We start from the raw sequence: 24,038 nt of genomic DNA, 5'->3' as shown, positions 1-24,038 counted from the left end.
CTTGCTTCAGGCGAGGTGAACAAATTCCACGGCGATGGCGGCGCGCCATATCTCTTCATTCACGATGTCATCCCGGACCCGATCCGGGATCCCGCTTCTTCGGGTTTCTCAAACCGGCTGGCCTCGGCGATCTTCAAGGCAACTGGATCCCGGATCGAGACCGGGATGACAAAGGAAAACGGCTGAAAGCTCGCTTCGCCCCTAGCTCTCATCCCCCATGCGCAGCGCCGCGATGAAGGCTTCCTGCGGGATCTGCACGCTGCCATATTCGCGCATGCGCTTCTTGCCCTCTTTCTGCTTCTCCAGCAGCTTCTTCTTGCGGGTGATGTCGCCGCCATAGCATTTGGCGGTCACGTCCTTGCGCATCGCGGCGATGGTCTCGCGCGCGATCACCTTGCCGCCGATGGCTGCCTGGATGGGGATCTTGAAGAGGTGGCGGGGGATGAGGTCCTTCAGCCGCTCGCACATGTGCCGCCCGCGCGCTTCGGCGGCGCTGCGGTGGACGATCATGCTGAGCGCGTCGACCGGCTCGTTGTTGACGAGGATGCTCATCTTCACGAGGTCGCCCTCGCGCGTGCCGATCTGGTGATAATCGAAGCTCGCATAGCCGCGCGAGATGGACTTGAGCCGATCGTAGAAGTCGAACACCACTTCGTTGAGCGGCAGTTCATAGGTCACTTGCGCGCGGCCGCCCACATAAGTGAGGTTCTTCTGGATGCCGCGCCGATCCTGGCAGAGCTTGAGGATCGCGCCCAGATGCTCGTCCGGCACGTAGATCACCGCCTCGATCCACGGCTCCTCGATCATCTCGATATGATTGGGGTCGGGCATGTCGGCCGGGTTGTGCAGGTGGCGCACCGTCCCGTCCTTCATGTGCATCTCGTAGACCACCGACGGGGCCGTGGTGATGAGGTCGAGATCATATTCGCGGGTCAGCCGCTCCTGGATGATCTCCAGATGCAGCAGCCCCAGGAAGCCGCAGCGGAAGCCGAAGCCCAGCGCCGCGCTCGTCTCCATCTCGAAGCTGAACGAGGCATCGTTGAGGCGCAGCTTGGAGATGCTCTCGCGCAGCTTCTCGAAGTCGTTGGCATCGACCGGGAAGAGCCCGCAGAACACCACCGGCTGCACTTCCTTGAAGCCGGGCAGCGGCTTGGCCGCGCCGTTCTTCACCGTGGTGATGGTGTCGCCCACGCGGGTCTCGGTGATGTCCTTGATCTGCGCGGTGATGAAGCCGATCTCGCCCGGGCCGAGTTCCGCGAGCTGCTCGATCTTGGGCCGCATGCAGCCCACGCGATCGACCAGATGCTCGGTGCCGCCGATCATGAACTTGATCTGCTGGCCTTTCTTCAGCACGCCGTTCATCACGCGCACGAGGATGACGACGCCCAGATAGGGGTCGTACCAGCTGTCGACCAGCATCGCCTCGAGCGGCGCGTCGCGGTCGCCCTTGGGCGGGGGGATGCGCTTCACGATGGCTTCGAGGATGTCGTCGATGCCGATGCCGCTCTTGGCGCTGGCGAGCACGGCGTCGCTCGCGTCGAGGCCGATCACTTCCTCGATTTCCGCGCGCACCTTCTCGGGCTCGGCGGCGGGCAGGTCGATCTTGTTGAGCACCGGCACGATCTCGTGGTCATGCTCGATCGACTGGTAGACATTGGCCAGCGTCTGCGCTTCCACGCCCTGCGCGGCGTCCACCACCAGCAGCGCGCCCTCGCAGGCGGCGAGGCTGCGCGAGACCTCATAGGCGAAGTCGACATGGCCCGGCGTGTCCATGAGGTTGAGCTCGTAGGTCTCGCCATTCTTCGCGACATAATCGAGCCGCACGGTCTGCGCCTTGATGGTGATGCCGCGCTCCTTCTCGATGTCCATATTGTCGAGCACCTGCGCGGTCATCTCGCGGTCGGAGAGCCCGCCCGTGCGCTGGATGAGGCGATCGGCCAGCGTCGACTTGCCATGGTCGATATGCGCGATGATCGAGAAATTCCGGATATGGGCGAGGTCAGTCATGCCGCGCCGATAGCAGCATGGGCGAGCGCGGCAAAGTCCCCCCTTCGGCAAGGCCAGGCCACGACGATTCCGTCCAAGACCAGCACGGCGATCCATGACAATTGCCGTTAAGGCCGGAGGGGCGGCCTTGTGCGCCATGGCCGCTGTGATAAACGGGGGCGAGGGTGGTTTTCTGCCGGCTGCGTCCTGCATCCGGCCTGTGGGTGAGGTAGGAAGATGAAAGGTTCCGTCAAGTTCATGCTTGCCGCGGCGGCGCTCGCGGTGGCGAGCCAGCCGGCGTTCGCGGTGGACAACAACAAGGGGTCATCCGGTCGTCAGGACCAGACCAAGGGCACGCGGGAAATCCCGAAATGCTATCGCAGCCTCGGCACCGTGGCGATCGTGGAGCCGGATACGCAGTGGTGGCGCGAGCTGAGCCTGGGCAGCCCCGAGGCGATCCTGCGCATCTTCATCCAGCAGTCCGGCTGCTTCACGCTCGTCAATCGCGGCCGCTCGATGCAGAACCGCGCCATGGAGCGCGCGCTCGCCGATCAGGGCGAGCTGCAGGATGGCAGCAATCTCGGGCGCGGGCAGGTGAAGGCGGCGGACTATTTCCTCCAGCCGGACATCGTCACGACCAACAAGAATAGCGGCGGCAATGCGCTGGGCGGCGCGCTCGGCGGCCTGCTGGGCCGCAGCACCTTCGGCGCGATCGCCGGCGGCATCAACATCAAGAAGAGCGAGGCGAACGTCACGCTCTCCATCGTCAATGCCCGCACCACCGTCGAGGAAGCGCTGACCGAGGGCTATGCCCGCAAGTCGGATCTCAGCTTCGGCGCCGGTGGCGGTGCCGGATGGTGGGGCGGCTTCGCCGGCGCGGCCGGCGGCGGCTACCAGAATACGGACATCGGCCAGGTGATCGTCCTCGCCTATCTGGACGCCTACACCAAGCTCGTCGGCCAGCTCGGCGGCCTCCCCGCCGACGCCTCCGCCGCGGCGCCCGTCGCCAAGTAAGTCACCGGGATATCAGGCTCTGGGGAAAAGGCGGGTCGCAGGGCCCGCCTTTTTTTGGGGGGGGGGACTGCTGACGCTGATATCCTGGACATTACGATCGGACTTCGCCAGCCCCATAGCAGCAATTTATTCAGATGGTGTTTGAACGCGATTACCATCCCGAAACGACATTCCAGCGTTGCAGGCTGGTCGCCAAAAAGCGGAAGAAAAAACCCTCTGCAGGCTCAAGTCGTGGACTTACACCGTGACCCAAACGGAGACAAGCCAAAGAGCATAGTACATTCCTCCAACCTTCGCCCAGGAAACGAGCCTTTAGAAGCATCATTCTGCTTGCGTGGTATCGATGGCTAAAAAAGTTCTATCGATAAATTGCCGTAATGAGACCGGGATACGCGCACGCGGTCCGGCGAGCACCATCACGTTTGTAGCGCCAACTGGAAGCCGCGTCTTCGGTGGCTGGTTATATGAGGGAACGAACTGTGAGATGCTCTGATGCACGTTACGCAAGATGGAGGCGAAGAACCACGTCAGGTACTTACCTCGAACCAAGTCGAGATAATGAGGTACGCTCTCAAAAATCGCTCTTGCATCTTGTAAATCTTCGTCATCAGAGATCTCAGCCCCGCAGCAATTGCTTAGGTGAGCCAATCGACTTTCCTCAGCCTCATAATCGGGATTCAAAATCAGCATGCCATTTTGAAAGCTGAATAATGCAGAGAGATCGAGGTTCCCGATGTTGGCTCTGACGCCCGCTCGGCGCCAGGCAAGAATTTGAGCCATAATTGGGAGCAAGCTATTCTTGTACCTAATCAGTCCCGCAGTGAAAGCGTTCCTGATTTGAGCCTCATCGTCAGGCGTTGCATCTGCGACATTGTATGCGTCGATAAGCACACGCCAAAATGTTTCAAATGTAAATATGTGATTCTCAATAGAATAGTGGTCAGTCACATAAATATTCAATTCGTCAGGAAGTACGCACAAGCCATAATCCGCCAAATCTCGGTCAATAAAAAATGCAATCCTTCGACGAGAATATTTACTCCAATCAATCCAATTGAAGAAGTCGATGACCTTCTGTCGATTCCCAGCTACAAAAATTTCTATCTTCCATCCTTCTGGTAGAAAGCGCTCGATCGCGGTGCGATAGAAAAGTGGGTCATCTTTTCCTTCCACAACGCCATAAACGGCTTCACCTTGCCGTCGATATTTCAGCAAAAAAGTATGAAAAGCCTCATTGACAGAGGACAACGCCTCAGCGTGAATATTGAGCATACTCATTAAGAGCGCTCCCACTCACCGTCCTCAATAAATTCGCCGAGGGCGTGTGCGTATTTGCGCAGCTTATTGTCATAGATGAAGGGTGAATGGGTTACGGCTATCAAGCCAACACACAACGAGGCATCCGCAATATCAATTAGAAACCGTCGCTGCCAAGGCACCGAGAGGGATAATTCCGGTTCATCAATCAGCACTAGGAAACGATCACGACCCGATAAATATAGATGACTAAATAAAGATACTATCTGCTTCTCTCCGGAAGATAACTCCGCCAACTCTATATCGGTGGCATACCTGCGAGATTTTATTCTAAAAGACGGCTTTCCGCTCTCGTAAACAAATATCTTATCTTGTATGTATTCCGAGCATAAAGAACAAAATAATTTTATATTATATTCTTTTGCCTCCAGATCATCCTGAAATTTGATCAACTTTGTGAAGTAGTGATAAATAATTTTTTGATGCTCAGATGCTGCCCCGGCGCTAGCAGGTGCATTAATGATAACTTTTTTCAGAGCATTTTTATCGTAACCGCTTAAAATCGTATCATCGATCCTATTAAGGACCGCTTCGATCCTCTCTTCTGACGCATTTTCGATGATACTGAAGTCGGTATCTTTATACGCCTGATTCATGACCTCGCCGAGATAGCTGAGGCTCAAGCGAGTGGTGCCAAGTAGCTGGAAGTTTCGTATCGCCTCCAACGCAGAATCGATTGCCTTTTTCACGTCGTTCATGCCGAATTCTACAAGCTCGACGTAGTCATTTGCGTCTTCAGGTTGACGAGCTATTTGCGCAGGGCGGCGAGCCTCCTCGGGATCGTAGCCCTGAACGATCGATGAGAGTTCTCGCTCGATCCTCCGGTATGTCGGTAGGTAGAGAATTTGCGCGCCTAGTTTGGCCGAGAGATTCTCCTGTAATTTATTGAGTCGGGAGATCACCTTGTCCGTTTTTCCATCGAACAAGTCTTGTTGACGCGTAATGTACGAGCGCGGAAAAAAATTTGCGATGATGCGCTCAGCAGCGGCAAATTGTCCCTGATGAAGCAACTCCGTCACCCGGCGCCGTTGCGTTCCGGGCAAGCTCCTAAGAAGAGCGTCGTCAAAACGACGATCTGTAATATTTTTGAGATCAGCTCGCTCTACTGAATATCGGCGATCATCGACAATAGCGACGACTCTCTTGAAATCAAACTGAGCTAAACTAGCCCAGCGACCAGACAAAAAGTAGAACAATATCCGCAAAAAAGTCGTTTTTCCGGAGCCGTTCTCGCCTACGACAATAAGCGTATTATCGTTGATTTCTACGACGATATCTCTGCCTCCGCGCAGGCCCTCGATTGTAAATTGCGTGAAAGCTTGTGTGCGCTCCATTCTGCCCCCCCGGATCCCGGCTAGAATGCCTGGAATGACGATAGGTGGATAGGACATGACACGGAAGGGCGCAACGGCGCGTCAAGGGCCGCGCTACCCTATAGGCCGAGAAGCTGCTACTGAGCTGACGGCAATTTTCCCAGCTAAGAAGCCAATGGCGGACTGTCCAGAACGTCCGACAAAGCCGCGAAGAGGGGGCAGCTGAACGGACGGCAGCTGCACGGGGAGCGGACTTTCAGGACCGTCCCCATTTGCAAAATAGCTTCAGGCTACAGAGCGCGGATTTCTGCCGTTCGAAATATACACGCCGCTCATTTCACCAGCGGCGATCATGCATCGTCCTGCGCCCCCCCCCCCCTCACCCCAGCCCCAGCCGCGCCACGGCCTCCCTTGCGGCGCGGGCGCCGTGCTTGAAGGCGCCGGTGTAGTTCTGCGCGCCTTCCAGTTCGGAGTGGGCGATGATGATCTGGCCGAAGCCCCGGGCGACGATCTCGCGCGGGCCGGGCCTGCCCTCCGCGCCGTAGAAGAAGCCGGGATATTGCACCACGCGCGCGTGCCCCCAACGGTTGAGCACGATGCCGGCGATGTCCCGCTTCGCGTCGAAGCCGGTCGGGCCGAAGAGATGCGTCATCTGCGCGCGGATGGTGCGTTCATAGTCCGCATAGGGCGTCGCCATGAGGCGCATGCGGTGCGCGGTCGCCTGCATCCGCGCGTCCGCCTCGCCCGGTGAATAGAGGCCGGTGTAGAGGGTGAAGAGCGCGGGCTTGTCCGGGGCCAGCGCCGGTGCGCTGCCGTCGATCAGCATCGGCCGCCTGATGTTGCCGACGAAGCCGAACATGCCCTCATCGTCGAACCAGCGCGCCGCCGAGGCGCCGAGCCGGTGGAGGAACCGCCAGTTGGTGAGCGCGACATTGACGACCAGCGCGGGCGCATGGACGAACTGCGCATAGGCCTCGGCAATCTCGGGCGGCAGGTCCGCGACCACGCGCCGCGTCACCCAGCCCCCGCTCGCCATGACGACTGCCCCGGCGGTGATCCGCGCGGGCTTGCCGCCCTTCACATAAGCGACGTCCACGCCCGTTCCCCCGGCGCCCGTCCCCCCGGCGCCCATTCCCCCGGCGCGATGCCGCACGGAGAAGACCGTCGCGCCAAGGCGGATGCGGGTGGCTTGCCCCGGCCGGTCCAGCGCGGCGAAGCGGATCGGCCGCTGCGCCACGTCCGCGAACCGGTCCTCGCCTTCGATGCCCTCGGGCACGAGCTTCTTCACCAGCGCGCGCGCCAGCACGCTGTTGCCGCCGGGGAAGGAGGGGTCCATGCGCGGGCTCGGCCGCACATAGATGCGCGCGGCGCGGGCCGAGACCGCATCGGGGCTCACGCCGGTCAGCAGGCTGGTGTGCGGCCGCGCGACCCGCGTCACCCCGGGATCGAAGCCCTTGAGCTCCTCGAGATACTGGCGATAGCTCATCCGGTCGAGCAGCTCGGGCGGCGGGTCGCCTTCCTGCGATCCGGCGCGCCAGGCGAGCAGGTCGCGCCGCAGCGCGGGCGGGAAGGGCGTCTCGGCAAGCGCGTTCGCCCAGATGTTGCGCCGCCATGTCGGCCCCGCCGCGCCGTCGCCCCGGTCGAAATAATAAGCGACGTCCACTTCGCTCTCGGCCAGCCCGTCCATCGGCGCATAATTGTCCGTCGCGCAGCGCACCGGGGCGATGCCGGGAGCGAGCGCGCCGAACTCATACTGGCGCGGCAGGCCCAGCTCGTCGAACAGCCGGTCCATCTGCGTGCCCGATCCCGCCTCGGGAATGAGGAAGCCGTTCGCCGCCTGCGGGCCGGTGAGATGCACGCCCTCGACCAGAAAGTCGTTCTGGCGGGAGGCGCCGCCGAAGACGTCGTGATTTTCGAGGATGAGGCAGCTTTTGACCCCGCCAGTGAGCTTCGCGAATTCATGCGCGGCCATCAGCCCGCTTGGCCCGCCGCCCACGATCACCAGGTCGTAATGCTCGCTGACCGGCGCTTTCTCCCAGCCTTCGTAAAGCGCATCGCGGATGCCGTGCGCGGCATTCATCACCGGCAGCGTGTTGCCATTGGACGAGGCATAGTCGCCCACGCCGCCATAGCCGCTGATCGCGTCAGCGCCCGCCTCGCCCGCGCGCGCGGCGCTGCCGCCCGCACCTGCCATCAGCATGGCGCCCGCCCCCGCCAGCGCGCCGTTGATGAGGTCGCGCCGCGTGACGGCGCTGGTCATGCCGAGACGATCGTCTTCACTCTGCGTGATGCTGGCCATGCGTTTCCTGCCCGGTTGAAGCGCGCAGCCTTCCACCGCGCGCGCCGCAGGTCAAGCGATTGTATACGATTTTACGCTTGCCGATCGCCCGGCCGCTCAGCGCGCCGCCAGCCCCGCCGCGTCCACCGCCGCCACTGCCCGCGCGAAGCGTTGCTCGCCATCGCCGGAGATCCGCACATAAGGCAGCGCCCGCCGCACCAGCTCCGCCTCGCAGAGCGCGAAGAAGCGCCGCTGGTCCGCCGCCTCCGGGAACATGCGCACTTCATCGCCGATCCACGGCAAGTCGATGTCCATGAGCAGATAGAGCGCGCCGACGTCCGTGAAGGCATCCAGCGCCGCGATGCGGTGGCCGAACAGCATCATGCTCCAGGCCGCCGTCATCACCGGGTCGGTATCCTGGATGAGCAGCCCCCGCGCTTGCGGTTCGATCGCCGGGCGCGCCGCGACATGCCCGTCCATGATCGCGATCAGGTCCTCCGGCGTCAGGTCGGTGCCATGCGCCTCGCAATATGTGCGGCCATATTCGGGGACGTCCACCGTGCCCCAATGCGCCGCGAGCCGCCGTGCCAGCGTCGACTTGCCCGTGCTTTCCGGCCCGTGCAGGACCACGCTCGGCACGCTCATGCCGCCGCTCTCCGCGCCCGCGTCCAGGCGATCAGCCCCGCGATCGAGAGCGCGAGGAAGACGATATAGAGCCCCGCCGTCAGGTGCAGCCCGCGCATCCAGTAAAGCGGGATGGCGAGGCAATCGACGAGGATCCAGAACGTCCAGTTGTCGATGTAGCGCCGGGCCATCAGCAATTGCGCGGTCACGCTCAGCATCGCGACGGCAGCGTCCCAGTAAGGGAGCGCCGCGTCCGTCTGGCGATGCATCAGCAGGCCCCAGAGCAGGCTCGCGGCCAGGGCAATGGCGCCCCAGACGGCCAGCCCCCGCCCGCCCAGCCAGCGCACCGGCACTTCCCCGCCGGACTGCGCCCGCCGCCAGTTCACCCAGCCATAGGCGTTCAGCGCGAGGAAGAAGATCTGCAGCAGCGCGTCGCTATACAGCCGGGCCTGCGCGAAGATGAAGAAATACAGCGTCACCATCGCGATGCCCGCCGGATAATTCCACAGGCTGCGACGGACGATGAGGATGATGTTCGTCAGTCCCAGACCGACGGCAAGGATTTCCAGAAGGCTCACCGCCCGATCCTTATCGAGCGCTCAGGGATGTGTCGACATGGGAGGCGGCGGCAAAGGGCGCGGCGCCAGTCCCCCGCCGCCGCCGTCGATCGATATCCAGCCCAGGGGAAACCCATGCCCTGAACCATCACGCCCTTATGCGCTCTCCTCGCACGTCGGACCCGGCCCCGCCCCACACACCGTCACCCCGGACCTGATCCGGGGTCCAGCTGTCTTCTTTATCGTCCCGACAGAAAGCGGGACCCCGGGGCAAGCCCGGGGTGACGACAGTCATCCAGGCGATGGCGTGGCGATTATGATGATTTTCAGGACCCGGAGCGCAATCCCATGCGAGCCATGTGAGCGCCGCAAGCCCGGCAAACCGCCATTTGCAGACCGCCAGCGCTGGAGTCGAAGGCGTCCGTAGGACAATGCCGTCCAGCCCTAGCCCGTTTGCCGCCAGCCTTCGCGATAGAAGTCCGGAATGTCGGTCACCACCTTTTCCTTCTCGGGCGGCGCGCGCAGGCGCTCGACGTCGATGGCAGTGGCGAACTCGATGCCCATGCGCTCTCCTTCGGACCAGCGGCATGTGCCTTGCGCATTGTAGCCCTTGATGAGCTCGATCTCGAAGACCGTGCCGATGGGCACGTCGACCAGTCCCTCGACCATTGCCCCGCGCGAGGAAATGTTGCGGATGCGGGCGGGGTAGCTGTGGCCATCGTGCATGAGCGTGACGGAGCGCAGCATCGCCATGCGCGGTTCCCGGCTCGCCTTGTGGCCCGAGGCTTCGGCATGGCCCTTGCCTGCCGCGAGCATGGCGCGCACCCCGGCGGCGTCCACCGGCGCGCCATAGACGAAGCCCTGCACATGGCTGCAGCCCAGCGAGCGAATGAGCGCCAGCTCGTCCATCGTCTCGGCGCCTTCCGCCGTGGTTTCCATGCCCAGCGCTTCGGCCAGGTTCACGATCGACTTGACGATCGCGGCATTGCGGCTGCCCTTGATGGCGGCGCCACGCACGAAGCTCTGGTCGATCTTGATCTTGTCGAACGGCGCGTGCTTGAGATAGCCGAGCGCGGAATAGCCCGTGCCGAAATCGTCGAGGGCGAGGCGGACGCCGAGATTCTTGATGGCGGTGAACATGCCGTCCGTGTCCGCGCCGTCGGCCAGGAAGACGCTTTCGGTGATCTCCAGTTCGAGCCGGTTGGCGGAGAGCCCGGCCATGGCGAGCGCGCTCATGATGAGCGAGGGGAAGCCCGGGTTCGCGAACTGGATGGGCGAGACGTTGACGGCGACGCGCGTGCCTTCGGGCCATCCGGCGGCATCGGTGCAGGCGGTGCGGATCACCCATTCGCCGATCGCGCCGATGAGGCCGGCCTCTTCCGCGATGGGGATGAAGGCGGTGGGTGAAATGGTGCCGCGCTCGGGATGGTCCCAGCGGATCAGCGCTTCGAAGCCGGTGATCTTCTCGCTGCTGGCGCAGACAACCGGCTGATAGTCGATGCGCAGGGTGCGCGCCGCGATGGCCAACCGCAGGTCCTGCTCCAGCTGGCGCCGGTCCTCGGCATCGGCATGCATGGCGGGCGCGAAATAGCGGAACGCGCCGCGCCCGTCGTCCTTGGCGGCATAAAGCGCCAGGTCAGCATTGCGCGTCAGCGTCTCGGCATTCTTCCCGTCGGTCGGCGCGATGGCGATGCCGATGGAGGCGCCGATCACCACCTGGCTGCCCTCGATCGAATAAGGCTGGGACAGCGTCTCGATGATGGCTTTGGCGAGCCGGGTCAGCCTGGTCCGGTCACTCAGGCCCGGCAGCAGGATCTCGAACTCGTCGCCGCCCAGTCGCCCGACCTTGCCGTCGGTGCCGACGAGGCGGAGCAGCCGCTGCGCCACTTGCCGCAGCAGGGCGTCGCCCGCCGGGTGGCCCATCGTGTCGTTCACTTCCTTGAAGCGGTCGAGGTCCAGCAGCAGAAGCGCGCATTCGCTCATGATGCCGCGCTGCTCGGTCAGCGCCTGCTCCAGCGTGGCGAGCATGTGGCTGCGGTTCGCGAGGCCGGTGAGCGAATCGAACTTGGCGAGGCGCGTGATCTCGGCCTGCGAGCGGCGCATTTCCGTGAGGTCCGTGCCGCTGCCGCGAAAGCCCAGGAACTGGCCGAACGGCGTCACCGCCGGCTGCCCCGAGACCGACCACCACAGCTCGTCCTGCGTCCCCGCCACGCGCACCGCGAGATCGCAGAAGCTCGTCCGGGTGGAGAGGTGGAAGCTGAGCGAGCGCTGGCCCTCATTGGGTGTTCCCGGCTCGGGCGGCGCGATCAGGCTCGCGAACGGGCGGCCGAGGAGCTGCCGCTGGCCGCGGCCCAGCCGTGCGGCGAGCGTCTCGGAGATGTAGGTGATGTTGCCGGCCCGGTCGGTTTCCCAGAACCAGCCGCGCCCGGATTGCTCCAGGTCGACGAGGAAGGCCTTGGCCTGGTCGCCGGTGAGCATGTTCTCGCGCAGTTGCGCCGTCGCGCGGCGGCTGATGCGGAACTCGACCGCCATGACGATCGTCACGCCGGTTGCGAAGACCAGCATGGGCGTCAGCAGGTCCATGACCGGGATATTGCCGATGAAGGCGATGACCCCGCCCAGCCCGTAAGCGATGCTGAGCAGCCGCTGCCGGCCGAAGATGGCGACGGCGAGCAGGGCGGGCGTGAGCGTCACCACCATCAGGCGGAAGAAGTCGCTGCCCAGCGCGGCGGCGGCCGATGTCGCGAACACGGCGCTGGAGAGGGCGACGAAGGGCGCGGTGACAAGCAGTTGCTGGTTGGGCGACAAGCGCGCGAACACCGGAAGGCGCGGTGCAAGCATGATGCCGAGATCGATGACGAGAATCGCCCCGAGGAAGATCAGGAAGCCCGGCCGGACGAGCGCGGCCTGGATGTTCCACCAGCCCACCGCCTGGCCAAGCAGCACCGCCCGCGCGATCATCAGCAGGGGCCAGCTCGTGGCGATCAGCCGCAGCGCCCTGGCGAGTTGCTCGAGCGAATCGCCGTTATGCTCGTCCGCGGCGCCGATCATGGCGTACCAGTCCGGGCGACTGTCCTGCGTCGAGGGCACCTTTGGACGGACGAAGCTCATGGGCCCGCCATGCCATCAGAGCCGTTGCAGAAGGGTTAAGGTGACGTTCAACAGGCCTTATATTGTGTTAATTAATTGATCGGTAAGGATATATTTTCGAACCGAGAAGCGCATCCGGAAAAGTCCGCCGCAAAGGCCGCCCCCTGCATCGTCCCGGCAGCCCTGCCGCCAACGCCCCGCTGCATGACGCGCCGAAGCGCCTCGAGCCACGCGATGCAGGCACGGTTCCCTGCTCGCGACAGGCATCGACCGCGCGCGTGTCAATCGGATCGGAGGGAGGGAGTGCCTCGCAGGTCCGGAGCCGGCCAGCGCGCGAAAGGGCACCGGGCCAGACTGTCCGGCAAATACACGCCCCGATCACCCGCAAGGCCCGCCGTGACGGGGCCCCGCCCGCGCGTTCACGGGATCATCGTGGGACATCACATGCGCCTCCCCACACGCCGGACGCCAGTCAGGCGCCGCGACGGCACTGGTTTAACACATTGTTATTAAAGGATTATCGAGGTCGGCCTGGCCGTTACACCCGCATCGGCATCAGCACATAAAGTGCCTGCGCCTTCTCATTCTCACGGATCAGCGTCGGTGCCGCCGCATCGGCCAGATGCACTTCCACCGAGTCCCCTTCGATCTGTCCTAATATGTCCAGCAAATAGCGGGCATTGAAGCCGATCTCGATGGGCTGCGCGTCATAGTCGCCCGAGACTTCCTCGGCGGCCGTGCCGTTTTCCGGGCTGGTGACGGAGAGCGTCACCTTGTCCTTCTCCAGCGCCATCTTCACCGCGCGGGTCTTCTCGGTGGCGATGGTCGCCACGCGATCCACGCCTTCCTCGAAGCTGCGCGGATCGATCTTCAGCAGCTTGTCGTTGCCGGTCGGGATGACCCGGCTGTAGTCCGGGAAGGTCCCGTCGATCAGCTTGCTGGTGAGCACGGCATTGCCCAGATCGAAGCGGATCTTGCTGGGCGAGAGGTCGACATGAATGCTGCCTTCCACTTCGTCCAGCAGCTTGCGCAGCTCGGCGATGCATTTGCGCGGCACGATGATGTCGGGCATGCCTTCCGCGCCATCGGGGCGGGCCACCGTCACGCGCGCGAGGCGATGGCCGTCCGTGGCGGCAGCCTTGAGCACGGGCGCCGGGTCTTCCGCCACATGGAGGAAAATCCCGTTGAGATAGTAACGCGTTTCCTCGGTCGAGATGGCGAAGCGCGTCTTGTCGATGATCTGCACCAGCGCCGTCGCCGGCAGCTCGAAGCTGGTCGGCAGCGGGCCCTCGGCAATGACCGGAAAGTCGTCGCGGGGAAGCGTCTGCAGGTTGAACCGGGCGCGGCCGGCCTGCACCAGCATCTTGCCCTCGGCGGCCTCCAGGCGCACCTGGCTGCCTTCGGGCAGCTTGCGCACGATGTCGAACAGGGTGTGCGCGGAGACCGTGGTCGCGCCGGGCACCTCCACCTGCGCCTGCACATTCTCGACGATCTGGAGATCGAGGTCGGTGGCCATCAGCTTGATCGCACCGTCGCCCGTCGCGTCGATGAGGACGTTGGACAGGATCGGGATCGTGTTGCGCCGTTCCACGACCGACTGGACATGGCCGAGGCTGCGGAGCAGCGTCGCACGTTCGATGGTGGCCTTCATCCCTCTTGGTATCCGTTTCTTTGCGCGGTTGCTGGAGTCGGACAGGAAGCGTCCGCCCGTGGAGGTCCTTTCCTTATCGAAATTGAGCCTTGGAGCAAGACATCAGGCCGAAAAAGGGGGCGCCGCGCCCGCGCCCCTTGTCATGGCCTGCGCTTTGCGCTTTGGCCTGTTGTCATGAGGCACAGAGTTCCGGCGCGTGCGTTTCGGCTCCTGGCGGCGGGCGCGCTGCTGGTCGCGCCGGCTGTGGCCGCCGGGCGGGATGTGCTTGGCGTGTTCCAGCGCTGGGGGGCCTTTCGCGATGCGGAACAGAAGCGCTGCTTCGCCATCGCGCAGCCCCTGGCCGGCGGCTGGCAAGGCTCGCCCTGGCGACCGTTCGCGGCGGTGGGCTACTGGCCGCAGCGCGGACTGCGCGGCCAGATCAACATGAGGCTCAGCCACCAGCTTGCCGCCGGCTCCGGCGCCACGCTGGCGATCGGGGACCAGCGCTTCGCCCTCGCGGGCGGCGGCGCCGATGTGTGGGCGCGCGACCGGAAGGCCGATGCCGCCATCATCGCCGCCATGCGCTCGGGGCGGACGATGAGCATTGCCGGCCGCGCACGCGCCGGCGGCACCTTCACCGACCGGTACGATCTGCGCGGCGCTGCCACCGCCATCGACGCGGCCGCGCTGGGCTGCGCCCGCCTGCGCTGAAGCAACACATCATCGCGCCCGGAAAGCCCCGGACAGGCGGGGACTGGCGCAAAAAGCGCTTTGCCCTTATATCCGGCACCATGCCAGAAGCTGCCATGTCCCTGATGCCGATTCCCGGCCATATCGATCCTGTGCCGGTTCCCCGCGCGATCACCCCTCGCGAAGACGGACGGGTCGATCTCGTCGGCCTGTCGCGCGCGCAGATCAAGGCGGAACTCGGGACGGCGGGCCTGGACGAGAAGCAGGCGAAGTTGCGGGCCAAGCAGCTGTTCCACTGGCTCTATCACCGGGGCGAGACCGATTTCGAGAAGATGACCGATCTCGCCAAGCCGATGCGCGGCTGGCTGGCCGAGCGCTTCATCGTCGGCCGGCCCGATGTCGTCGAGGCGCAGGTCTCGTCGGACGGCACGCGCAAATGGCTGCTCCGCTCGGATGACGGGCAGGACTATGAGATGGTGTTCATCCCGGATGCGGACCGGGGCACCCTGTGCGTCTCCTCCCAGGTCGGCTGCACGCTCAATTGCCGCTTCTGCCACACCGGGACCATGCGGCTCGTGCGCAATCTCACGCCGGGCGAGATCGTCGGCCAGGTCATGCTGGCGCGCGATGCGCTGGGCGAGTGGCCGCGCGGCACCATGGCCGGGTTCGGCGAGGTGGACGAGGATGAGGACGACGCGCCGCGCTACACGACGGACGGCCGCCTGCTCACCAACATCGTGCTGATGGGCATGGGCGAGCCGCTCTACAATTTCGACAATGTCCGGGACGCGCTCAAGGTGGTGATGGATGGCGACGGCCTCGCGCTCTCCAAGCGCCGGATCACATTGTCCACCAGCGGCGTCGTGCCGATGATGGCACGCGCCGGCGACGAGATCGGCGTCAACCTCGCCGTGTCGCTCCATGCCGTCACCAAGGACGTGCGGGACGAGATCGTGCCGCTCAATCGCAAATATGGGCTGGAGGCACTGCTGCAGGCCTGTGCCGATTATCCCGGCGCCAACAACGCCCGGCGGATCACGTTCGAATATGTGATGCTCAAGGACATGAACGACAGCGACGAGGACGCGCGCGAACTGGTGCGGCTGCTCCGCCAGTACAAGCTGCCCGCGAAGGTGAACCTCATTCCGTTCAATCCCTGGCCCGGCGCGCCTTATGAATGTTCCACGCCCGAGAGGATCAGGCGCTTTTCGGACATCGTCTTCGAAGCCGGCATTTCCGCGCCCGTCCGCACGCCCCGTGGGCGCGACATCATGGCGGCCTGCGGTCAGCTCAAGTCCGCGAGCGAGAAGAAGAGCCGCGCCGAGCTCGACCGGATGGTGGAAGCCAAACAGGCCGCTCTGGGCTGACCCGCTTCGTCAGGAGGCGGCGCGAGGCCTGCCTCCGACGAGCGATGCCGCGTTTAGCGCGCCATGTCCTGCGGGCCCGTTTCGAAAACGCCGCACGCGATCCGCGCGCCGCTGTCTCCGGCGGGATCGGTCTTCTGATCGTCGCGGCTGGCATGGACCACAAATGCCGCGCCGTCCGAATCCATCAGTTGCGCGAGCGTTCCACCCTTCAGGCTGTAGGTGAGCGAGCCGCGCCCGTCCTCGCCCACCGTGAGGTTAGGCATATCGCCCGCATGCTGTCCCTGCGGATTTTCCAGTCCGTGACGGGTATCGGCCGGATTCCAGTGGCCGCCCGCGGTTTCGAAAGTGGGCGCATCGCATTTGCCGACGCCATGGACATGGACGCCATGCTCGCCGGAGGGCAGATTTTCCACCGCAAGCCTGATTTCGAGCCCGTCGCCCATCTGGGAGACCCGGGCCGTGCCCGCCATGGCACCCTCAGCCGTTCGCAATTGGGCCGTCGCGCCGGGCGGCGAGACTTCCGGCACCACGTTTGAGGCTGTCCCGGCGGGCAGCTCTCCCGGCGGCGTCCCGTCGTTCCGCGCCTGATCCGTGGCCGCGGGACCACCGCAGGCCGCGAGGCCGATGGTCGTGGCGAGGCATATCAATTTCGCTCGGTGCATGTCTGCGCTCCCTCATCCATTGCTTGCGCTGTTCTGGCTTAACCCCGGCCCCCGCCGGATCGTTCCGAGGTTATGCCATTTTCCCGGCCTCGCGCATGGGGCGGCGCCCGGGAAAGCGTGCATGGCGCGTTCATCCTGCTCGGTGCCGGTTCGGTGAGGAAATCGATGCCAGGCTCGCTGGTCACTTCTGGGGAGGAACAGGGATGCGAGCGGGATTGGGGGCGGATCAACGCGCAGCGACCAGCATCGAATATGGGCTCATCGCGGCCTTGATTTCGCTGGCCTGCATCATCGCGTTCACGACGCTGGGGCTCAATCTGAGCGACATCTTCATGACGATATCCAACGCGCTCGGCTGACCTGTCAGCCGGTATTCGCGCCGGATATTTCGGGGGAATTGGGGGAAGCGTCAGCCCGCGAAGATCACCGACAGGGTCGCGACCCCGCCGGCCACCGCGACAAGTGCGGCTGTCAGCCCGAACTCGACGGCTTTCGCTCGACGATCGTCACGCAGCATCCGGGACATCAAGGCAGGCTCCTTCCAGAACATGCCGCCTCCATAGCATGCCCTACCTTAGCGGGACCTTAATCCCCCGTTGTCCTGCCTTCATCTGCGACGCCTTGACCCGCCCCCTGACTGCATCGACAATGGCCCGCAGGAGAGGTTGCGGAGGGGAAATAGATGGCGCTGCGCGTATCGCTCGAACACCGGGCCGAAATCGGGGATCTCATGGCGCGCTATGCATGGGCGCTCGATACCGGCGATTTCGAGGGCTATGCGGCCTGCTTCTGCGAGGACGGGTGGCTGGAGCACTGGCCGCAGGGCCGCTGCCACGGGCGCGAAGGCCTCAGGCGCGCGACCGATTCCCTCTGGTACGACACGCCCAATCATTATCTCGGCCGGCAGCACCGGATGAGCCAGGTTCTGATGAGCCCGGAGGACACCGAGGCGGAGCGGGGCATCCGCATCAAATGCTTCTGGTCGATCCTGCAGCATGATGTCGTCACCTTCGAGAATCGCGTGTTCGGCATGGGCACATGGGACACGCTGGCCGTGCTGTGCGACGATGGCGAATGGCGCTTCCGGAGCGTCTTTGTCGATCTGTGGATCAACGGCCAGGTGCCGTGGAAAGGCGAAAGCCGGGCCTGGGGGCGCGGGGCAGGCCCAAATGGTCTGAGCAACAGTCGACAAGCGGCCAAGGAACGGCAATAGTCCGCGAACGAGCGCGCCGGGGCGGCGCCAAAGGGGGAGACCATCCGTGCCTGTTCTGCCGCGCGGCATCAAATCGATCGCATTCGCCATCTCTCTGGCGCTCGCCGCGCCGGCCTTCGCAACACCTGCGGAAGATCTGGCCGCGCTGCTCGATGAGCATTGGCAATGGTCGCTGACGCAAGACCCGACGCTCGCGACGATGGTGGGCGATCGCCGCTATGATGACAGGCTGGGGGATTATTCGCTCGAAGCGGCGGACCGGCAGACGGCGGACAACAAGCGCTTCCTCGCCCGGCTGGATGCCATCCCCGATGCGGGCCTCAGCGAGGCGGACAAGGTCAATCGGCTCATTCTGCGGCGCAACCTCGTCGAAGCGATCGAGGGCAATGGCTTTGGCCAGCGCATGATGCTGTTCAGCAGCTTTTATTCGCCCTGGCAGAGCCTTGCGGGGCTGGGCGAGATGACCAGCTTCCGCAATGCCGAGGATTATCGCAACTATCTCAAGCGCCTCGCCAGCTTCCCGGCCATCAACGAGACGCTGATCGGCATCACCCGCAAGGCGGTGGCCGGCGGCTATGTGCAGGCCTGCGTGACGCTGGGTGGCCTGGAAGGCTCGATCCGGGGCGTCATCCCCGCCGACCCCACCCGCTCACGGCTCTACGCGCCCTTTGCCGGCCCGCGCCCCGGCACCGTGAGCGAAGCGGACTGGACCGCGCTGCAGGCCGAAGCGAAGACCCTGCTCAGCCAGACGCTCGCCCCGGCCTTCGCCCGGGCGGCGGACTATGTGGCGAAGGACTATATGCCGCGGTGCGCGCAATCGGTGAGCGTGTCGAGCCAGCCGGACGGCGCGAAATACTATGCCTACCGCGTGCGCGCCGAGACGACGACCGATCTCACGCCCGAGCAGATCCACAAGATCGGCCTCGACGAGGTCGCGCGCATCGATGCGGAGATGGTGGAGGTCGCCAAGAGCGCGGGCTTTGCGGACAAGGCCGCCTTCGTGCGGAAGCTGCGCACCGACCCGGCTTATTATGCAAAGACGCCCGAGGAACTGATGTCGGCCGCCGCGCGGATCGCCAAGACCATCGACGGCAAGATGCCCGGCTATTTCCACAAGCTGCCGCGCCTGCCTTATGGCATCCGCGAAATCCCTGCCGAGATCGCGGAGGGGACAACCACGGCTTATTATAATCCGGGCAGCCCGGACACCGGCATCGCCGGCTTTTATTATGTGAACACGTCCAAGCTCGACCAGCGCCCGCTCTACGAGCTGCCCGCGCTGACGCTGCACGAGGCCGTGCCGGGCCATCACAACCAGATCGCCCTGCAGCAGGAACTCGATCTGCCGCCGCTGCGCAAGTATCTCGCCCATTTCACCGCCTTCGTGGAAGGCTGGGCGCTCTATACCGAAGTGCTGGGGTTCGACATGGGCCTCTACGACACGCCCGAGAAGCACTATGGCCGCCTCTCCTACGAGATGTGGCGCGCCTGCCGGCTGGTCGTGGATACCGGCATCCATGCCAAGGGATGGACCAAGCAGCAGGCCGTCGATTTCATGCTGGAACACACGGCCCTCAGCGCCGCGAACATCGATGCCGAGGTCAATCGCTACATCAGCTGGCCGGGGCAGGCGCTGGGCTACAAGATCGGCGAGATTCGCATCCGCGAACTGCGGGCCCGGGCGGAAAAGGCGCTTGGCGAGCGCTTCGACCTGCGGGGGTTCCATGACACGGTGATCGGTCAGGGCTCGGTGCCGCTCGACGTGCTGGAACGGCAGGTGGATGATTGGATCGCCGTGGAAAAAGCCAAGGCCGCGAACTGAAGCGGGAGCGCCTCCCGGCGCGCACCCTCCGTGCCGAAGGGAATCGGGCGGCATGCATGCTTATGCCGCCCAACCCCGACGGCGCCACTCATCCTTGCCGCGAAAGCAATCATGACGACCATCTTCGACATCGCCACGCCCACCATCGCCATTGAGGGCACGCAAGCGCGCTTTCCCGTTCGCCGCATCTTCTGCGTGGGCCAGAATTACGCGGACCACGCCCGGGAAATGGGGGCGGACCCGGACCGCGCGCCGCCCTTCTTCTTCACCAAGCCCGCGGATGCCGTGGTGGAACATGGCGCGATGCTTCCATTCCCTTCCCGTACCGCCAGCCTGCACCATGAAGTGGAACTGGTGATCGCGCTGGGAAGCGGCGGCGCCGACCTCGCTCCGCAAGCGGCCACCGACGCCATCTACGGCTGGACGGTCGGCATCGACCTCACCCGCCGCGACCTGCAGGCCGAGGCCAAGAAGGCCGGCCGCCCGTGGGACATGGCCAAGGGCTTCGACCAGTCCGCGCCCCTCGGCACCCTGCGACGCGGCGCACCGCCGAGCGCCGGTGCCATCAGCCTCAGCGTAGACGGCGAAACCCGCCAGCGCGGGGACCTCGCCGCAATGATCTGGAGCGTGCCGGAGATCATCGCCAATCTGTCGACCTATGTGGCGCTGGCGCCGGGCGACCTCATCTTCACGGGCACGCCCTCCGGCGTCGGGCCCATCATGCCCGGGCAGAGGCTCCAGGCGGAAATCGAGGGACTGCCGCCGCTGAGTGTCAGCTTCCTGCCCTGAGGCGGACCTCGTAGGCATACTAGATGCCCGGGTTTGCCGGAATGGCGGAGGGGGGATAGCCTTGGGTGCGCGCGCCCTGCCCCGGGGGGCAGCGCCATCGGGCTTGCCGGAGGATCAACGGGCTGGCCGGCTCGTGTCTGGCGCGCTAGCATGGGGGCGGGCCTCTCCGGTGCGGGGGCGGCCCATCCGGCCATGGAGATCAGCAGCGGGCCATGAGGGAAGAGGATGATCCGGCCGCCACGGCGCCTTCGGCCCCGGTGAAGCGCCATCGCCTCTCGACGCGGCTGTGGCACTGGACGACGGCGCTGTGCGTCTATGTCCTCTTCACCAGCGGGCTCGGCATCTTCAACGCGCATCCCCGGCTCTACTGGGGCGACTATGGCGCGAATTTCGACAGGCCATGGCTGGAGCTGGCGCGCTTCGGCAGCGCGTGGACGCTGCCCTCGACCTATGACCTTGCCTTGTCGCGCCGCTGGCATCTGGCGTTCGCGCTCGTGCTGGCCTTCGCGCTGCTCGCCTATATGCTCTGGAGCCTCGCCAACCGGCATGTGACGCGCGACCTCGCCTTGCGGAAGGCGGACCTGCGCTGGGCGACCATCCGGCGCGAGATCGCCGATCATGCCCGGCTGCGCTTTCCCCGGGGCGCGGCGGCGCTGCGCTACAATGTGCTGCAGAAAGCGAGCTATATCGCGGTGATCTTCATCCTGCTGCCTGTCCTCACCTTCACCGGGCTTGCGATGTCCCCCGGAATGGACGCGGCCTGGCCGTGGCTCACCCAGTTTTCCGGCGGGCGGCAATCCGCCCGGTCAATCCACTTCATCGCGGCATGGCTGCTCTTCGCCTTCTTCCTGGTCCACATCGTGATGGTGCTGCTGGCGGGCGCGGGCAACGGGCTGCGCGGGATGATCACGGGATGGTATCGCGTGCCCGAGGCGCGCCCGGGTGATCGCGACGGTGAAGGCGAGCGGGAGAGCGCGGGGGAGGGCAGGCCATGACGTCGCCTCTCTCGCGCCGCGCCCTGCTTTCCGGCCTGACCGTCGGCGCCGCGGGGATGCTCGCGGGCTGCGACCGGCTCGGCCGCGACGAGGATTTCCGCAAGGCGCTGTTCTCCGCGGAGAATATGCACAAATGGCTCCAGCGATCGCTGCAGGACCGGGACGCGCTGGCGCGGGAATTCCGGCCCGACCAGCGCTCGCCCTTCTTCCGGGGCAATGGCACGCTCAATCCCGGGACGCCCGCTTATGCGGCGCTGTGGCGCAACGGCTTCGTGGACTGGCGGCTGCGGGTGGACGGGCTGGTGGGTCGTCCGCTCAGCCTCAGCCTCGCCCAGCTCCAGGCGATGCCGCAGCGCGTGCAGACCACCCGGCACGACTGCGTGGAGGGATGGAGCGCTATCGGCACCTGGCGCGGCGTGCCGCTTGCCACGGTGCTGGACGCGGCCGCTCTCTCCACCCGCGCGCGCTATCTGGTGTTCCACTGCATGGACGACATGGGCGGCGGCGTCGATTATTACGAAAGCATCGATCTGGTCGACGCCTTCCACCCGCAGACCATCCTCGCCTTGGCGCTCAACGATGCGCTGCTGCCGGTGCGCAACGGCGCCCCGCTGCGGCTGCGCGTCGAACGGCAGCTGGGCTACAAGCACGCCAAATATCTGAGCCGCATCGAGGCGGTGGCCGACCTCTCCGCCGTGCGCGGCGGCCATGGCGGCTTCTGGGAGGATGTGGCGGGCTATGACTGGTATGCGGGGATCTAGGGCGGGGCGGAGAAATCCCGGGCTGATAGAGAGTCAGCTATCGGGTTGCCTTGATAGCCAGCGCCGTGGCTGAATCGGGGCGGGGAGTGGAGATAAGGTTCCTATTTTCCGTCATTCCCGCGCATGCGGGAATCCAGTCACCCGAGCGACGCGAAACCAAGGCCCACGGCAAGGTCGTCCCAATTCGGGTTCGCTTGCTCGATCAAGTCGAGCTTCCAGGCCCTGCGCCAATGACGGCGGGAAGAAGAGGAATGGCCCGTCCGCAAGGCGTCGTGTCCGAACTGTCAGCTATCGGGACGCCTTGCCAGCATCGCGGTCGGTGCCGAGTGGGTGGCGAGCGGACATTTCCACTTTTCGTCATTCCCGCGCATGCGGGAATCCAGCTGAGACATCGCGTACGAGTGCCGGGGTGCAACTGGATTCCCGCGTGCGCGGGAATGACGATGTGGGACGAGGTGACGTCTCCTTTGTCGTCGTGTCCGGACAGGCCGCTTTAGGAGCAAAACGTCGGATAACCGCCCTTCCGTAAACGCTATCGAATCTGTCCGCCCCTCCTACGCCATACCCTTCATCGCCCGGAAGCGGTCGAACAGGGTGAGGAAGCGGTCGATGTCGGCCTTGCTGAGGAAATAGGGCGTCGCGAGGCGGAGCTTGCTGGGTTCGCCGCCGCGCACGCGGACCTTGTGGTTGGTCCAGAGCCAGTCCTGCAGTTCCATGCGGCTGACCGGCGGCACGTTGACGGTGACGATCGCGCAGCGCAGGGCGGGGTCGGGCGAGGTCCAGCTCTGCGCGCCGCGCTCGAGCATCTGCGCATGAATATAATCGGCGAGCATCCGGCCGCGCTGCTCGATCCGGTCCATGCCGATCTGCCCGGCGAGCGCGACGGCGGCATTGAGGCCCATCAATGTGGGGATGCAGGAGGAGCCGATCTGCATGTAGCGATCCGCCTTGCGATCGGGATTGTCATAGCCGCCGGTGACGATGGTGCTCCACACCCGGTCCATGATCGCTTCGTCGCGCAGATAGAGGAAGCCGGTGCCCTTGGGCGCGAAGAGCCATTTGTGCATGGAGCCGGTGTAGAGGTCGCAGCCGAGCGCATTGAGGTCCACCGCCATCATGCCGGGCACATGGGCGCCGTCCACGGCGGTGACGATCCCCTTCGCGCGGGCCAGCGCGGCGATCTCCCGGATCGGCAGGACCACGCCCGTCGTCGTGCTCACATGGCTGACGAAGATGATGCGGGTGCGCGTGGTGATGGCGTCGTTGATGCGGCTCAGGATCTCGGCGGCGTCCTTCGGCGGCTTGGGCATCGCGAACTTGCGCACGACGATCCCGTAGCGGCGCGAGCGCAGCATCCAGGGCATCTCGCCCGAGCCATGCTCCTCGTCGCTGATCAGCACTTCGTCGCCCGCCTTCATGTCGAAGCCGTTGGCGATGTAGCTGTTCGCTTCCGTGCAGTTGCGCAGCAGCGCCAGCTGGTCGACGCGGGCGCCCATGAAATCGGCGAAGGGGCGGCGATACTCGTCCCAGCGATCATAGCCCCAGATCGGATAATCCTCCGATTTCGCCTGCGTCATCTGCTCGGTCTGCTCATAGCCATCGAAGATCGCCTTGAGCACCGGGCGGGGCGAGGAGCCGACCGTGCCGACGTTGAGATTCACCACATCGGCGGGGATGAGGAACTGCCGGCGCAGCGCGGCCCAGTAGGCATCCTCGTCGCGCGCATGGAGATCGGGCGAGGGCAGGGGCACCTCGGGCGGCAACCCGGCGAGCGCCGCGTCCGGCAGCGCGGCCAGTCCTCCGGCAAGGGCGGCACTGCCCAGGAACGAACGGCGGTTGAGCATGGGCACCTCGTCTGGCGGAAGCGAAGATGGCGTCCGGCGCGGGATCGGCCGGTCCCGCGCAGACTGCCGTCTGCCGCATCCAACGC

The 24,038-nt window shown here is 64.7% G+C and carries 21 protein-coding genes; 10 read left to right on the top strand and 11 right to left on the bottom strand.

Annotated elements, in window-relative coordinates; all coding sequences use genetic code 11:
* The first annotated feature begins 15 nt into the window (after nt 1-15).
* On the top strand, nt 16-186 hold the full coding sequence (locus tag HNP60_RS16325; protein WP_184155828.1) for a hypothetical protein: 171 nt from the start codon (nt 16-18) through the stop codon (nt 184-186).
* A gap of 15 nt (nt 187-201) precedes the next feature.
* On the opposite strand, the gene lepA is transcribed toward HNP60_RS16325, so the two are convergent.
* Nucleotides 202-2,007 (bottom strand): translation elongation factor 4, encoded by a 1,806-nt coding sequence (gene lepA / locus HNP60_RS16320; RefSeq protein ID WP_184155826.1) that lies wholly within the window; start codon nt 2,005-2,007, stop codon nt 202-204.
* Nucleotides 2,008-2,223: 216 nt separating this feature from the next.
* On the opposite strand from lepA, the gene HNP60_RS16315 reads away from it, so the two are divergent.
* Nucleotides 2,224-3,000, top strand: coding sequence for a CsgG/HfaB family protein (locus tag HNP60_RS16315; RefSeq protein ID WP_184052725.1), 777 nt, complete (start codon nt 2,224-2,226; stop codon nt 2,998-3,000).
* Between the two features lie 321 nt (nt 3,001-3,321).
* Here the strand turns inward: HNP60_RS16315 and HNP60_RS16310 are convergent, their stop codons facing one another.
* From HNP60_RS16310 to dnaN, 7 genes are all read right to left on the bottom strand, one after another.
* Nucleotides 3,322-4,278 carry a DUF4435 domain-containing protein gene (locus tag HNP60_RS16310; protein ID WP_184155824.1) on the bottom strand — a complete coding sequence of 319 codons (957 nt, stop codon included), beginning with the start codon at nt 4,276-4,278 and terminating at the stop codon, nt 3,322-3,324.
* Nucleotides 4,278-5,708: an AAA family ATPase gene (locus HNP60_RS16305; protein WP_184155822.1), complete on the bottom strand. Its 1,431-nt coding sequence runs from the start codon at nt 5,706-5,708 to the stop codon at nt 4,278-4,280. Before HNP60_RS16305 ends, HNP60_RS16310 begins: the two co-directional genes overlap by 1 nt.
* A gap of 301 nt (nt 5,709-6,009) precedes the next feature.
* A complete protein-coding gene (locus HNP60_RS16300; RefSeq protein ID WP_184155820.1) occupies nt 6,010-7,929 on the bottom strand; it encodes an NAD(P)-binding protein in 1,920 nt (639 codons plus the stop codon).
* A 96-nt stretch (nt 7,930-8,025) separates the two neighbouring features.
* On the bottom strand, nt 8,026-8,553 hold the full coding sequence (locus HNP60_RS16295; RefSeq protein ID WP_184155818.1) for an AAA family ATPase: 528 nt from the start codon (nt 8,551-8,553) through the stop codon (nt 8,026-8,028).
* Nucleotides 8,550-9,110 carry a nicotinamide riboside transporter PnuC gene (gene pnuC / locus HNP60_RS16290; RefSeq protein WP_184155816.1) on the bottom strand — a complete coding sequence of 187 codons (561 nt, stop codon included), beginning with the start codon at nt 9,108-9,110 and terminating at the stop codon, nt 8,550-8,552. Before pnuC ends, HNP60_RS16295 begins: the two co-directional genes overlap by 4 nt.
* Before the next feature lie 423 nt (nt 9,111-9,533).
* Nucleotides 9,534-12,200 carry an EAL domain-containing protein gene (locus HNP60_RS16285; RefSeq protein ID WP_184155814.1) on the bottom strand — a complete coding sequence of 889 codons (2,667 nt, stop codon included), beginning with the start codon at nt 12,198-12,200 and terminating at the stop codon, nt 9,534-9,536.
* A gap of 517 nt (nt 12,201-12,717) precedes the next feature.
* Nucleotides 12,718-13,830 (bottom strand): DNA polymerase III subunit beta, encoded by a 1,113-nt coding sequence (gene dnaN / locus HNP60_RS16280; RefSeq protein WP_184052743.1) that lies wholly within the window; start codon nt 13,828-13,830, stop codon nt 12,718-12,720.
* Between the two features lie 174 nt (nt 13,831-14,004).
* Here dnaN and HNP60_RS16275 point away from each other — a divergent pair, with 174 nt between their 5' ends.
* Complete coding sequence (locus HNP60_RS16275; protein ID WP_184155812.1) at nt 14,005-14,520, top strand: hypothetical protein; 516 nt, start codon at nt 14,005-14,007, stop codon at nt 14,518-14,520.
* A gap of 80 nt (nt 14,521-14,600) precedes the next feature.
* On the top strand, nt 14,601-15,866 hold the full coding sequence (gene rlmN, locus HNP60_RS16270; protein WP_184052747.1) for a dual-specificity RNA methyltransferase RlmN: 1,266 nt from the start codon (nt 14,601-14,603) through the stop codon (nt 15,864-15,866).
* 53 nt (nt 15,867-15,919) lie between these two features.
* Here rlmN and HNP60_RS16265 read toward each other — a convergent pair whose 3' ends face one another.
* Complete coding sequence (locus tag HNP60_RS16265) at nt 15,920-16,528, bottom strand: superoxide dismutase family protein (RefSeq protein ID WP_184155810.1); 609 nt, start codon at nt 16,526-16,528, stop codon at nt 15,920-15,922.
* A gap of 203 nt (nt 16,529-16,731) precedes the next feature.
* Between HNP60_RS16265 and HNP60_RS16260 the strand changes: the two genes are divergently transcribed.
* On the top strand, nt 16,732-16,887 hold the full coding sequence (locus HNP60_RS16260) for a Flp family type IVb pilin (protein ID WP_184155808.1): 156 nt from the start codon (nt 16,732-16,734) through the stop codon (nt 16,885-16,887).
* Nucleotides 16,888-16,937: 50 nt separating this feature from the next.
* On the opposite strand, the gene HNP60_RS16255 is transcribed toward HNP60_RS16260, so the two are convergent.
* Entirely contained in the window at nt 16,938-17,078 is a 141-nt protein-coding gene (locus tag HNP60_RS16255; RefSeq protein ID WP_184155806.1) for a hypothetical protein, read from the bottom strand.
* Nucleotides 17,079-17,210: 132 nt separating this feature from the next.
* Here HNP60_RS16255 and HNP60_RS16250 point away from each other — a divergent pair, with 132 nt between their 5' ends.
* The 5 genes from HNP60_RS16250 (at nt 17,211) to HNP60_RS16230 (ending at nt 22,108) form a co-directional block, all read left to right on the top strand.
* Nucleotides 17,211-17,741 carry a nuclear transport factor 2 family protein gene (locus tag HNP60_RS16250; RefSeq protein ID WP_184155804.1) on the top strand — a complete coding sequence of 177 codons (531 nt, stop codon included), beginning with the start codon at nt 17,211-17,213 and terminating at the stop codon, nt 17,739-17,741.
* A 46-nt stretch (nt 17,742-17,787) separates the two neighbouring features.
* Nucleotides 17,788-19,563: a DUF885 domain-containing protein gene (locus HNP60_RS16245; protein ID WP_338056733.1), complete on the top strand. Its 1,776-nt coding sequence runs from the start codon at nt 17,788-17,790 to the stop codon at nt 19,561-19,563.
* Between the two features lie 111 nt (nt 19,564-19,674).
* The gene (locus HNP60_RS16240) at nt 19,675-20,352 is read left to right on the top strand and encodes a fumarylacetoacetate hydrolase family protein (protein WP_184155802.1); all 678 of its coding nucleotides are present in this window, start codon (nt 19,675-19,677) and stop codon (nt 20,350-20,352) included.
* Nucleotides 20,353-20,564: 212 nt separating this feature from the next.
* Nucleotides 20,565-21,347 (top strand): cytochrome b/b6 domain-containing protein, encoded by a 783-nt coding sequence (locus HNP60_RS16235; protein ID WP_184155800.1) that lies wholly within the window; start codon nt 20,565-20,567, stop codon nt 21,345-21,347.
* Nucleotides 21,344-22,108, top strand: a complete 765-nt coding sequence (locus tag HNP60_RS16230; protein ID WP_184155798.1) for a molybdopterin-dependent oxidoreductase — start codon at nt 21,344-21,346, stop codon at nt 22,106-22,108. Before HNP60_RS16235 ends, HNP60_RS16230 begins: the two co-directional genes overlap by 4 nt.
* 554 nt (nt 22,109-22,662) lie before the next feature.
* Here the strand turns inward: HNP60_RS16230 and HNP60_RS16225 are convergent.
* Nucleotides 22,663-23,952 (bottom strand): aminotransferase class V-fold PLP-dependent enzyme, encoded by a 1,290-nt coding sequence (locus HNP60_RS16225; protein WP_184155796.1) that lies wholly within the window; start codon nt 23,950-23,952, stop codon nt 22,663-22,665.
* Between the last annotated feature and the right edge of the window lie 86 nt (nt 23,953-24,038).

Origin of the sequence: Sphingobium lignivorans, assembly GCF_014203955.1 — a bacterium.
Taxonomy (GTDB): domain Bacteria; phylum Pseudomonadota; class Alphaproteobacteria; order Sphingomonadales; family Sphingomonadaceae; genus Sphingobium; species Sphingobium lignivorans.
This window is presented reverse-complemented; position numbering and strand designations above follow the sequence as displayed.

Excerpts from the sequence above, each read along its gene's own strand:
- HNP60_RS16310 (WP_184155824.1), bottom strand. The coding sequence starts at position 4,278 with ATGAGTATGCTCAATATTCACGCTGAGGCGTTGTCCTCTGTCAATGAG.
- rlmN (WP_184052747.1), top strand. The coding sequence starts at position 14,601 with ATGCCAGAAGCTGCCATGTCCCTGATGCCGATTCCCGGCCATATCGAT.
- HNP60_RS16250 (WP_184155804.1), top strand. The coding sequence starts at position 17,211 with ATGGCGCTGCGCGTATCGCTCGAACACCGGGCCGAAATCGGGGATCTC.
- HNP60_RS16285 (WP_184155814.1), bottom strand. The coding sequence starts at position 12,200 with ATGAGCTTCGTCCGTCCAAAGGTGCCCTCGACGCAGGACAGTCGCCCG.
- HNP60_RS16275 (WP_184155812.1), top strand. The coding sequence starts at position 14,005 with ATGAGGCACAGAGTTCCGGCGCGTGCGTTTCGGCTCCTGGCGGCGGGC.
- lepA (WP_184155826.1), bottom strand. The coding sequence starts at position 2,007 with ATGACTGACCTCGCCCATATCCGGAATTTCTCGATCATCGCGCATATC.
- HNP60_RS16265 (WP_184155810.1), bottom strand. The coding sequence starts at position 16,528 with ATGCACCGAGCGAAATTGATATGCCTCGCCACGACCATCGGCCTCGCG.
- HNP60_RS16240 (WP_184155802.1), top strand. The coding sequence starts at position 19,675 with ATGACGACCATCTTCGACATCGCCACGCCCACCATCGCCATTGAGGGC.
- HNP60_RS16230 (WP_184155798.1), top strand. The coding sequence starts at position 21,344 with ATGACGTCGCCTCTCTCGCGCCGCGCCCTGCTTTCCGGCCTGACCGTC.
- HNP60_RS16255 (WP_184155806.1), bottom strand. The coding sequence starts at position 17,078 with ATGTTCTGGAAGGAGCCTGCCTTGATGTCCCGGATGCTGCGTGACGAT.
- HNP60_RS16300 (WP_184155820.1), bottom strand. The coding sequence starts at position 7,929 with ATGGCCAGCATCACGCAGAGTGAAGACGATCGTCTCGGCATGACCAGC.
- HNP60_RS16260 (WP_184155808.1), top strand. The coding sequence starts at position 16,732 with ATGCGAGCGGGATTGGGGGCGGATCAACGCGCAGCGACCAGCATCGAA.
- HNP60_RS16295 (WP_184155818.1), bottom strand. The coding sequence starts at position 8,553 with ATGAGCGTGCCGAGCGTGGTCCTGCACGGGCCGGAAAGCACGGGCAAG.
- HNP60_RS16315 (WP_184052725.1), top strand. The coding sequence starts at position 2,224 with ATGAAAGGTTCCGTCAAGTTCATGCTTGCCGCGGCGGCGCTCGCGGTG.
- HNP60_RS16225 (WP_184155796.1), bottom strand. The coding sequence starts at position 23,952 with ATGCTCAACCGCCGTTCGTTCCTGGGCAGTGCCGCCCTTGCCGGAGGA.
- HNP60_RS16235 (WP_184155800.1), top strand. The coding sequence starts at position 20,565 with ATGAGGGAAGAGGATGATCCGGCCGCCACGGCGCCTTCGGCCCCGGTG.
- dnaN (WP_184052743.1), bottom strand. The coding sequence starts at position 13,830 with ATGAAGGCCACCATCGAACGTGCGACGCTGCTCCGCAGCCTCGGCCAT.
- HNP60_RS16305 (WP_184155822.1), bottom strand. The coding sequence starts at position 5,708 with ATGTCCTATCCACCTATCGTCATTCCAGGCATTCTAGCCGGGATCCGG.